This is a genomic window from Bradyrhizobium sp. BRP56, from assembly GCF_020194035.1.
In the GTDB taxonomy this organism is placed as follows: domain Bacteria; phylum Pseudomonadota; class Alphaproteobacteria; order Rhizobiales; family Xanthobacteraceae; genus Bradyrhizobium; species Bradyrhizobium australafricanum.
Map to the genome: position 1 here is coordinate 56,435 of NZ_JADYVV010000051.1, position 9,859 is coordinate 66,293.

Annotated in this window: 7 protein-coding genes; 1 reads left to right on the forward strand and 6 read right to left on the reverse strand. The window is 66.0% G+C overall.

Annotation, left to right across the window (positions count from 1 at the left end; genetic code table 11):
- Nucleotides 1-14: 14 nt before the first annotated feature.
- The 5 genes from I6F38_RS29885 to I6F38_RS29905 all read right to left on the reverse strand — a co-directional run bounded on the left by I6F38_RS29885 (nucleotide 15) and on the right by I6F38_RS29905 (nucleotide 8,866).
- Nucleotides 15-716 (reverse strand): hypothetical protein, encoded by a 702-nt coding sequence (locus I6F38_RS29885; RefSeq protein WP_225162916.1) that lies wholly within the window; start codon nucleotides 714-716, stop codon nucleotides 15-17.
- A 72-nt stretch (nucleotides 717-788) separates the two neighbouring features.
- Nucleotides 789-1,364: an invasion associated locus B family protein gene (locus tag I6F38_RS29890; protein ID WP_225162917.1), complete on the reverse strand. Its 576-nt coding sequence runs from the start codon at nucleotides 1,362-1,364 to the stop codon at nucleotides 789-791.
- Nucleotides 1,361-5,815 (reverse strand): YadA-like family protein, encoded by a 4,455-nt coding sequence (locus I6F38_RS29895; protein WP_225162918.1) that lies wholly within the window; start codon nucleotides 5,813-5,815, stop codon nucleotides 1,361-1,363. Before I6F38_RS29895 ends, I6F38_RS29890 begins: the two co-directional genes overlap by 4 nt.
- Before the next feature lie 336 nt (nucleotides 5,816-6,151).
- The gene (locus I6F38_RS29900) at nucleotides 6,152-7,039 is read right to left on the reverse strand and encodes a helix-turn-helix domain-containing protein (protein WP_225162919.1); all 888 of its coding nucleotides are present in this window, start codon (nucleotides 7,037-7,039) and stop codon (nucleotides 6,152-6,154) included.
- A 912-nt stretch (nucleotides 7,040-7,951) separates the two neighbouring features.
- Nucleotides 7,952-8,866, reverse strand: coding sequence for a LysR substrate-binding domain-containing protein (locus I6F38_RS29905; protein ID WP_225162920.1), 915 nt, complete (start codon nucleotides 8,864-8,866; stop codon nucleotides 7,952-7,954).
- Between the two features lie 68 nt (nucleotides 8,867-8,934).
- On the opposite strand from I6F38_RS29905, the gene I6F38_RS29910 reads away from it, so the two are divergent.
- The gene (locus I6F38_RS29910; protein ID WP_225162921.1) at nucleotides 8,935-9,345 is read left to right on the forward strand and encodes a hypothetical protein; all 411 of its coding nucleotides are present in this window, start codon (nucleotides 8,935-8,937) and stop codon (nucleotides 9,343-9,345) included.
- Between the two features lie 256 nt (nucleotides 9,346-9,601).
- Here the strand turns inward: I6F38_RS29910 and I6F38_RS29915 are convergent.
- Nucleotides 9,602-9,859: integrase core domain-containing protein (locus tag I6F38_RS29915; RefSeq protein ID WP_225162922.1), on the reverse strand; the 258-nt coding region annotated here is incomplete at its 5' end.

Here is a 9,859-nt window from a genome sequence, read left to right on the forward strand (position 1 = left end):
GTTGAGCGGCAGCGCTACCCGGCGACCCGCAGCGCGGTCACCGCGACGCAGGCGTTGCCTAACGGAATCAGCACCACCTGCGCGCCGTTGGGCAGCGCCATCGTCGCGAGATCACCGAGCGTGCCGGTCTGTCCGTTGAGCTTGGCGAGTTCGGCGGCAACCGTCGAACAGCTCTCCGTCCGCGGCGTCACCCGCACCAGATTGCCTTCGCAGGACGATCCAACCGGCGCGGCAAACACGATACCGGCGGCCTGCTGATTGGCGGCGGAGGTGGCTTGGCTGGCCTGGTTAGGTGCGAGCGCGACCAGCGACTGCACCGAATGCGAATTGCCGGCCTTGGCGTCCCACTGCGACTGCGCGGTGTAGCTGGAGTTCATCGCGAGGCCGCGGCCGAGCGTCCCGAACAGATTGGCGCAGGTCACGATGTTGCCCTGCCGCGCGTGCTCGTCGAACACGGTCGGTTGCTGGCCCGCCTGCTGCGGCGGAACGGATGCCGCGGCAGACGGCGGCGTCGGCGCCTCCTGCGGACGCTGCTTGTGCGGCTGCGGCTTCGCGGCGGCGGCGGGCTTTTTGGCCGGCGCGGGCGGCGCCGACTGCAGCGGCATCGGCTGCGACTGGGCCGGCTGCATCTGCTGGGCATAGCCCACGACGCCGGCCGCACTGAGCGCCGCCACGACGACCGCCGTGAAAATCAGGATGGGGGTCTTCAGTCGCATCGGCGTATTCATCCTCTGTCCCGCACTTCGATGCGTCGCTCCGGCTTCCGGATCCGCATGCAGCCTGTCGTGTCATTTCAGCTTCGCCAGCACACTGGACAGTCCGTCCAGCGGCGCCTCCAGCACGATCGGCCCTTGCGGCAGCTGATAGGACACGCGGCACGGCGTCGCCGCGCGGATGTGCCGCCTCAGCACGTTGCCGATCGCGACCGTGGCGAAGCAGAAACCGGCATCGCAGCGATCGGTCTGCGTGACGATGCGGTCCGGACTGTCGCCCAGCGCGAGCTCGATCTGCGCACCGACCCCGGCGGCCGCGGGTATCCGCATCGCCATCAGCGGTTTGCCGTCGGCGGTCGCGATCAGCGACCAGTTGAAGGCGACCGCGCCCTGCGCGTTGACGATCGATTGCGTGACGTTGCAGACGCGGCGCTTCGATTTGAGACTCTCGTCGCAAATCAGGGTCCAGTTCTTGAACGGCTGGATCATCCGCCTGAACTCGCCGAGCGTCTCGCCCTCCGGCACCACGACGTCGGACGGCTTCACGGCGTAGGCGGTAGGCGGCGCGCCCTGCACGGCCGCGTTCGCCGCCGCCCCGAGCCAGATCGCCAAAGCCAGACACGCCAGCCGCCTCGTCGACGTCAGCGTCAATTGAGCGTCAGGCTCACGCCGGCGCTGACGCCCCAGTCGCCGCCGGCGGTGGTTGCCGCCGCGTTGGTGCGCAGCTTGCCGTTCTCGCTGGTGTAGCCGATGCCGAAGGCGAGCGCGCCCTGGCTGCGCCAGACGCCGCCGCCCGCCGAGGCGCTCACCTTGCCGGGCCGGTCGTCATAGCGCAGCGATGCGGCGGCCATGCCGATCGCGGCCGCCCGCCAGGCGTCCTGCCGCACTTCGCCGATCTGGCCGTTGAGCTGCTGGAACGCGCTGTTGAGCTGATTGACGTTGACCGCATCGGTGCCGAGGACGCCGGGCGCCACGTTGCTGATGGTCACTGGCGCGCCGTTGCCGCTGTTCAGCGTCAGCTTGTTGGTGGTGTTGCCGGAACCGTCGGAGTCGTAGCGGATCGAGCTCGACGCAACCGCCTGGAGCTGGCTGACATTGACCGCATCGGTCGCCGCCGAGCCGGCGGCAACGTTGGTGACGCGGCGTTCGGCGCCGGATGAGCCGACCGACACTTCGCCGGTCGCAACCCCTGCGACACTCTTGCCGACCACAGGCGTATAGGCCGCGTCGCTCAGATTGGCCGTGGTGGTGGCGTTGGCGCCGAGCGCCAGCGAGTTGGCCTGCGTCGCCTTGGCGCCGGCGCCGATCGCGACCGAGTTGTCGGCCGATGCGGCCGAGCCGTTGCCCATCGAGATCGCATTGGCGCCGCTCGCGACCGACTGCGGTCCGATCGCAACGCTCTCCGCGCCGGTCGCGATGGAATCCGCCGCGGTCGAATTGGCGTGGAAATATTTCACGCCGCCCCCGCCGGTCGAGATGTTGCTCACCGTGGTGTAGAGAGCGGCGAGCGAGGTGTTGGTGGCCCAGAGCTGCGAGCCATTGATCGCGTCGGTCGAGGTCGAGTTGATCTGGCCTGCGGCCACGTTGGTGATGGTGCGCTCCGCACCGGCGCTGCCGACACTGACGGTCGAGGTCGGCGTCGTGCCGGCGAAGTTGTAGGTGGTGCCGCCGATCGAGGTGCTCGAAGTCGCGACCACAGTGGAGGTGGTCGAATTGGCACCGAGCGCGACGTCGCCGGCCTGCGCCGTCGCCTTGGCGTTCGGACCGAGCGCAACGCTGGTCGGGTTGGTGGTCTGGGATCCGGCGCCGATCGACACCGACTGGACGCCGCTGGCCTGCGCAGTGGTGCCAAACGCGATCGAATCGGCAAAGTTGGATACCGAGTTCTGGCCGATCGCGATGCCACCGGGCGCGGTCTGCGCCACGGTTGCACCGAAGCCCATGCCGATGCCGTTGTCGCCATTGACCACGGTCGCAGGGCCCACCGCGACCGAATTGTTGCCGACCGCAAGCGAGTCGGCGAGCGTCGAGTTGGCGTGGAAGTATTTCGTCGTCGTGGTCGCGAACGACGTCAGTGCGCCGGTCAGCTGCCGCACGGTGACGGCGTCGCTGTCCTGGGTGCCGTCGGCAACATTGGTGATCTGCCGATAGCTCGTCGCATTGCCGACCGACACCGCGCCGAGCAGCGCGAGATCGGTGGTGTTGTAGGGGATGATGGTGCCCCCGATCGTGCCGGAAGCCGGCGCGAGCGCGCGGTTCGAGATCGACCCCGAGCCGATCGCGACGCCGCCATCCACCGATGCCTGGGTGTTGAAGCCGAGCGCGGTGGAATTCGTGGCAGTTGCCGAGGCGGCAACGCCGGCCGCCATCGAGTTGGTCCCGGTCGCGCCGTTGTTGTTGTAGTTGGCCTGCTGGGTGCCGCCGTCGTTGACGCCATAATAATGCGTCAGGCCGTTGCTGACGACGGTCGACAGGCTGTCGATCGCCGAGGTGGCGGCGAACAGCTGCGAGCCGTTGATCGCATCGGTCGAACCGTTGCTGACCCGCCCCGCCGCGACATTGGTGATGGTGCGCTCGTTGCCGACCGAGCCGACGCTGACCGTCGAGGTCGGGGTGGTGCCGGCGAAGCTGTAGGTGTTGCCGCCGATGACAATGCTGGCGGTTTGAACCGCCGTGCTGGTCTGGCTGCCCGAGCCGAGCGCGATATCGTTGGCATTTGCGGCGTTGGCGCCGTTGCCGATCGATACCGAGCCGCTGCCGGTCGCGGTCGACACCGGGCCGATCGCAACCGAGTCGGTGCCGGCGGCGGAAGAATCCGCCAGCGTCGAATTGGCGTGGAAATACTTGATGCCGCCGCCGGTGTTGATGTTGTTGACGGTGGTGGCGAGGCCATCGACCGCCTGGTTGGTGGCCCAGAGCTGCGAGCCGTTGATCGCGTCGGTCGAAGAGTTGCTGATGCGGCCCGCCGCGACATTGGTGATGGTGCGCTCGGCGCCGAGCGCGCCGACGCTGACGGTCGAGGTCGCCGTGGTACCCGCGAAGCTGTAGGTAGTGCCGTTGATCACCGTGTTCGGCGTGTTGACAGCGGCAGCGGTGACGCTGCCGGAGCCGAGCGCGACATCGCCGGAGCTTGCCGCCGCCGTGGCGCCATTGCCCAATGCGATATTGCCCGCAAGACCGGCGGCGCCGGCGGTCGAGCCATTGCCGAGCGCCACGGAGCCCTGCCCGATCGCCTTGTTGTTGTTGCCGATCGCGACGGCGCCGTTGGCCTGGTTGGCGGCGGTGGCGCTCGCCGTACCGTCACTGTTGGCGATGTTGTTCGCGCCGCCGGTGAAGGCGCCGGTGCCGCTGGCATAGCTGGGATCGCCGATCGCCACGGCGCCATCGCCATAGGCGACGTTGTTCGCACCGATGGAAACCGCCTGGCCGCCGGTTGCGGTCGCGCTGGTGCCGATAGCGACTGCGTTGGCTGAGTCCGCAGTAGCGGCGGTGCCGACGGCGACTGCATTTAGGGCGAGAGCCGACGCGCCCGCTCCGAGTGCGGTCGCGCTTGGCGCTGTCGCGTTGGCCGTCACGCCAATGGCGACCGAATCATCGCCTGTAGCAACAGCCGAACGGCCACCGGCAAACGCCCGGGCGCCGCTGGCGCTAGAGCCGGCACCAACCGAAGTTGAGTACGCTCCCGCCGCGCTGGCCTGGAAGCCGATGGCTGCCGAATTGATGGAACTGGCCGCGGCATTGTTGCCGACGGCGATGGCGCTCGTAGCCGACGCATTGGCGCCGATGCTGAGTGCGGTACTGGCGATTCCGCTGGCGCTGGCGCTGACGCCGGCCGCGAGCGAATTGTCTCCTGTCGCGAGCGCTGCAGACCCGAATGAGGAGGAGTTTTGGCCGCTGGCGACGGCCGTGTTGCCAATCGCAGTGCTGGCGCCGGCACTCGCATTTGAGGCAGTGCCGATCGCCAACGAACTTGTGCCGGCGGCACTAGCCCCAACACCGGTTGCGATCGAATTCACGCCGTTGGATGCGGCATTGTTGCCGATCGCGATGCCACCTGCCGCAGCAGCATTGACGATGGCGCCCGATCCGACTGCAACCGAGCCCCCGGCGCTCAACGCCTGCGCCTGGTTGCCGACGGCCACGGAGAAATCTCCGGCCGCGTTGGTGGAGCTACCTCCGGCGAATGAGTTGATTCCCGACGCGGTCGCCTGCTTGCCAAGAGCGGTCGCGCTGTCCGCAGAGGCAACGGAGCCATACCCTCCGGCCCATGAATAGTTGGCGCTGGCCGTGGAGCCGACGCCAACCGCAGTGGCATTTCCTCCCGTGGCTTGGGCGAAGGTGCCCAAGGCGCTCGAGCCTGCTCCAGTGGCATTGGCTTGAACGCCGAGCGCGACCGAATTGACATTGTTCGAAATCGCGCCACCGCCAATCGCCACCGCACCACCGGTGCCGGTGGCCTGCGCGTTCAGGCCGAGCGCCACGGAGTACTGCGCCGACCCGATCGACTGACGTCCGATCGCAATCGCGTCGGCCTGAGATGCTGTCACATCCGTACCAATGCCGATGGCGCTGACGGCAAGGGCACCGGTTCCCGCAGCCGTACGCGAGCCGAGATAGACGGAGTTCAACTGTGAAGCGATCGTCCCGAAGCCGATCGCGATGGCATTCTGGGCGCCCGCGTTTGCGCTGCTGCCCTGGGCAATGGAATCGCTTCCGGTTGACGTTGCGTTACTTCCTATTGCGATGGCGCGCACCCCGCTTGCCACCGACCCGGTGTCGATCGCCACGGAATCGGTGCCGGTCGCACTTCCGCCACCAAGCTGTACGCTTCCGGCGCTCGCGGCCGAGGCGGTTACCACGACGACAGCAAATGCACCAAGCGTCACGGCAACGGCCGACGCCCGCCCGCCGCCGCCGCCGAGCGCACCAAGTCCCAGCCGATCGCGCTTCACACCCAAAACCCGGTGCGCCAGCCGCAACACCGCCAGCAACCGCCGCCGCAGCGAACGGCTGCCCGCATCGCCGGCTGCGACCCAGTTCCGGACGAAGCCGGCGCGGCCCTGACGCGTCAGCGATTCGGTTGAATTGCGTGCGATGGCCATGGTGCGTCCCCTTTGTGACATCTTGAAAAGACGTCGGGGGAGCCATGCCGCGGACTGTACCGACATGCGCGTCCCTTGGGAGCGCATGTGGAGATGTGAAGACCGCGCGACGTGCGCTCGCCTTCCGGTCCTGGCCGATGATGTGTCGAACTCAACGAGCGCATCTTGCCACCCAGCGCTCGCTCGACTGCCCCACCAATTTGCCCCGAGTCGTCATAAACAAAAATGATAGACACATATTTGACAACGTCACTCAGCAGGCCGTCCAAATAACACGCAGATCGTCTCACAAGTTGAAGGATTTGCTCGATGCACCATGAGTTGTTTGCACGCATCTCAACCGGTGGTTGATCGACGGCGCATGCGTTCGCGCATCTCGCGCGGGCTGACGCCGAATTCGCGGCGGAAGGCGCGGGTGAAATCCGACGCCAGCTTGAAGCCGTGGCGATAGGCGATCTCCTGCACCTGCCGGTCGGCGGCTGCGATGAGTTCGGCATGCGCCGCGCGCAGCCGCTTGCGTAGGATGTAGCCGGCAACGCCCCCGACGCTCTCGAATGCACGGTAGAGGGCAGAACGCGAGATCCGCAATTGCTGCGCGATGCGGTCCGGCGTCAGGTCGAAGTCGGCGAGATGCGACTCTATATAAAGCCGCGCCCGCTCGAACAGCACCGACTCGATCGCGCCGCGCGCCTGCTCCAGCCGATCCGAGGAGAGCTGGATGCACGCGGCGATCATCTGCGCAGTCGCCCGCCCCGCCTGCCTCAACTCCTCCGCGGACATCAGGGTGATGCGCGTTTCGAGTCGGTCGAGATAATCGGCCAACAATTCGATCAGGTTGCCTTCGAGTAGAATATTGCAGACAGCGTCGAGCTGATCGGCCACATCGGCGAACGACTGGCGCGGCAAGCCCAACACCAGGCCGTCATAGTCCGTGATGCTGCCGCGGAAATCCTCGTCGAGCGAGATCAGGAACATGGCGCCCGGCCCGGCGTGAATCCGCCGCTCGGCGGTCTCGAAGCGGGCTTCGCCGGAGCGCACCCGGTACAGCCACCAGATATCGACGGGCGCGCCATGCGACGGTCTGATGACGCGGGCGAATAATTGCGCGGCGAATCGCCCCGACGTGAAGACGACATCGGCCATGTTGCAGGTCAGGTACTCCACCAGGAACCCGTGCGCAGGGCTATGACCTTCCGGTGGCGTAACGTCGACCAGCGAAGCCATCCGCGTTTTCCAGACCTCGAACTGCTCCGAGGGCGGATAGTGTCGTGTCGAGAACAGCCGCGGCGGCGCGGGGGTTAGGTCCCTGATGTTCCGCGGCTCCCGCGGCAAGGGAACGTGTTCCAGGAGCTGCGCTGCGTGTGCCGGCGTCTTGTCGTCTTCTTGCATGAACTTTCGTGCCCCGTTGGCGCGAACGACGAACGTTGGCTCAACGGAGGCGCATTCCCAAGGTTGCGTCGCCGGCCGCGCACAGACCGGCGAATTTCGGGGAAGACAAGGAAGAGGCATTTCGGGATTCGGACATCGACGGCTTACGCCGGCCGCTCCCGATAGGGTTGACGCAGGTTCCTTTGGCAGTCGTGCTCGCACGTGGCGTTCATCATTGTCGCGTCATTGCCGTGTCCGGCTCGGATGCTCCGTCACGGATCGGCCTGACTGATCTAGAGAACAATCTGCGCGAGAACCAGAGGGGCGGCAACGCGCGTCGTGCAGAAATCCAAAATTGCGTTCATGCGATGCGATCGGGCAACGCATCATCGCAGAGTCTTCGGAAAATTTTCTGGATCTCCGCGCCTGGACGAAACGCATGTCGCTGCAAAGGCGCGACCTAAGCACGGTAGATGACATATCGAGAATCCCACGCATGACCGCATTGCGAGCGCTCTTGCCCAATCATGCGGCAACCCACCGCGTGCGACGTGAATGCATCCGTACGAATCGAACACGCGCGAGGCGTACATGCGCGCGCACGCTGCGGCATTCACATATGAGCGTCGAGATGACGAAAGTCACAAGAGCCCGTCTAATTTTTTCGGCGAGCACAGCGCGCTGGGCAAGCGACGCGTCGCAGGCGGCTCGCGCCGTCCCGCGAGATCATGCCGAGCGCAACGCGAGAGAAAACCCTGCGGTTGTTGCTCAAGCCTGCACGCGCGCGGACTTCCTGTAATCAGCGGTTTCGGCGCGCAGCAGATCGCAGAATTGAAGTGCGAGACGGCTTCGCGGCCGCTGCGAAGGAAGCAGCAACATGGTGGCGATCTCCAGCCGTGGCACGAACGGCTTGAGTACAATTTTGGAGCTTGCAAAATCCCGGGCCACGATCGGGTCGACGATCGAGAAACCCAGGCCCTGCGCAACCAGGGCACAACGCTGCATGCTGTACTGGATCTCCGCGACCGTCTTGATCTCGACCTTGGCCTCATCGAGGATGCGCTCAAAGCGGGATCGATGCGGTGCGCTCGGGGAAGCTGCGATCATGGGCTCTCCCCGCAGATCTTGCGCTGCGATCGATCGCTTCGAGCGCAACCGGTGCTGGCGGGGCAGGACGCAGACCGCCTCCGTTGTCATGAGGAGCTCGTCGTCGACCGCGGCAAACCCCGCCTGCGGCCGCGCCAGCCCGACGTCGCATTGTCCCGAGGCCACCAGACTCCAGACGCGCTCGGGGCTGTGGACGGCCACCGATACGACGATGTCGGGATTCTTCTTCAGGAAGCTGCTGACGATCTGCGGCATCAACGAATAGGTGAACGCCGGAAGACATGCGATCCTGAGCGTCCCGCTGCCGCGCTCGCGAATGCCGCGCGCGGCGCGCGCCAGATATTCAAGGCCGGCCTGGTTTCTCTCGACCTCGCGCAGGAATATCTCGCCTTCCGGCGTCAGCGTGACGCCGCCTCGCCCGCGTTCGAACAACGCAAAGCCGATCTCGCGCTCGAGACGTGCGATCGCGCGGCTGATGAAAGGCTGCCCTACCCGAAGGCTCAAGGCGGCCTTGGTGATTCCGTTGTGGCGCACGACCTCTCGAAACAGGTCAACATGTCTTGGATTCAGGAGCATGACCAATTTGCATATGAACTGGTGTTCCGGTCATTTGACGGCATGCTCATCGGGTGCGTCAATAGGGCATGTACCCGTCGAGCAACCATGCAAGCTTCGCCACCGACCGCATCCTGTTGACCAGGATCACCGGCCCGGAGTCTTCGCGCGCGCAGCAGCTTCGCGAGGCAGCGATGCTGCGGCGGCTCGATCGCGGCACATCTGACCGGCCGCATACCGCACGCCCGGCGGCGGCACGGGACCAAGTCGACACCGCGGCCGCGTTCGCAATCGAGGCCGCTGGATCGGGAGACCTGCTCGGCGTGTCCGGGTTCGGCGCGATCGACCGGCACGAGAAGCGGGCTACGTTCGCTCCCATCTGGAGCATTGGACGACTGGAGGAGGCCGTGCTCGTCAGTCACGTCGCACATCTCATGACGCGGTATGCGTTCGAGGTGTTCATGGTCGAGCGGGCCGAGGTGCATCTGACTGGCGCCTGAGGCATATGCTTGATCTCTACGCCGCCCTCGGCTTCCGCTGCGAAGGCAGGCTTCGCGCATATTTCGCGGCCGATGAAGAGCCGTCCGCCGATGCTGCGGTCCTCAGCGTGGTTCGCTCCGAATGGCCCTCCGTTGTGCATCGGCAGCGCGGGGTTCTCGCCGGCGAAACGTGGCGCTACCGGCTTCCATCCGACCGCCCTCCATAGCGGCGGCCAAGCTCGGACAAAACGATGTCACGAGAATGCGGGCGTATGACTCAACGGTCGAGCCACACAGTCAGTGTCGTCCCTGCTTTCGTGTTCAGTCCCGTGAGTTTAGCAACGGCCTGGATCGGGGCCTGGTAGCCGAGGCATTTGAGGCGAGTCCGGTTGTAGTCGTGGACGAACTTGGCGATGAAGGCGTCGCGATCGGCATGGTCGATGAAGGTCCGCCGGGCGCTGCCGCGCTTTTGTTCGCGGCCAATGGCTTCGGCGATACGCCGGTTGAAGCGTTCGACGAGGCCGTTGGTCTGCGG

Excerpts from the sequence above, each read along its gene's own strand:
- I6F38_RS29895 (WP_225162918.1), bottom strand. The coding sequence starts at position 5,815 with ATGGCCATCGCACGCAATTCAACCGAATCGCTGACGCGTCAGGGCCGC.
- I6F38_RS29885 (WP_225162916.1), bottom strand. The coding sequence starts at position 716 with ATGCGACTGAAGACCCCCATCCTGATTTTCACGGCGGTCGTCGTGGCG.
- I6F38_RS29900 (WP_225162919.1), bottom strand. The coding sequence starts at position 7,039 with ATGGCTTCGCTGGTCGACGTTACGCCACCGGAAGGTCATAGCCCTGCG.
- I6F38_RS29905 (WP_225162920.1), bottom strand. The coding sequence starts at position 8,866 with ATGCTCCTGAATCCAAGACATGTTGACCTGTTTCGAGAGGTCGTGCGC.
- I6F38_RS29910 (WP_225162921.1), top strand. The coding sequence starts at position 8,935 with ATGTACCCGTCGAGCAACCATGCAAGCTTCGCCACCGACCGCATCCTG.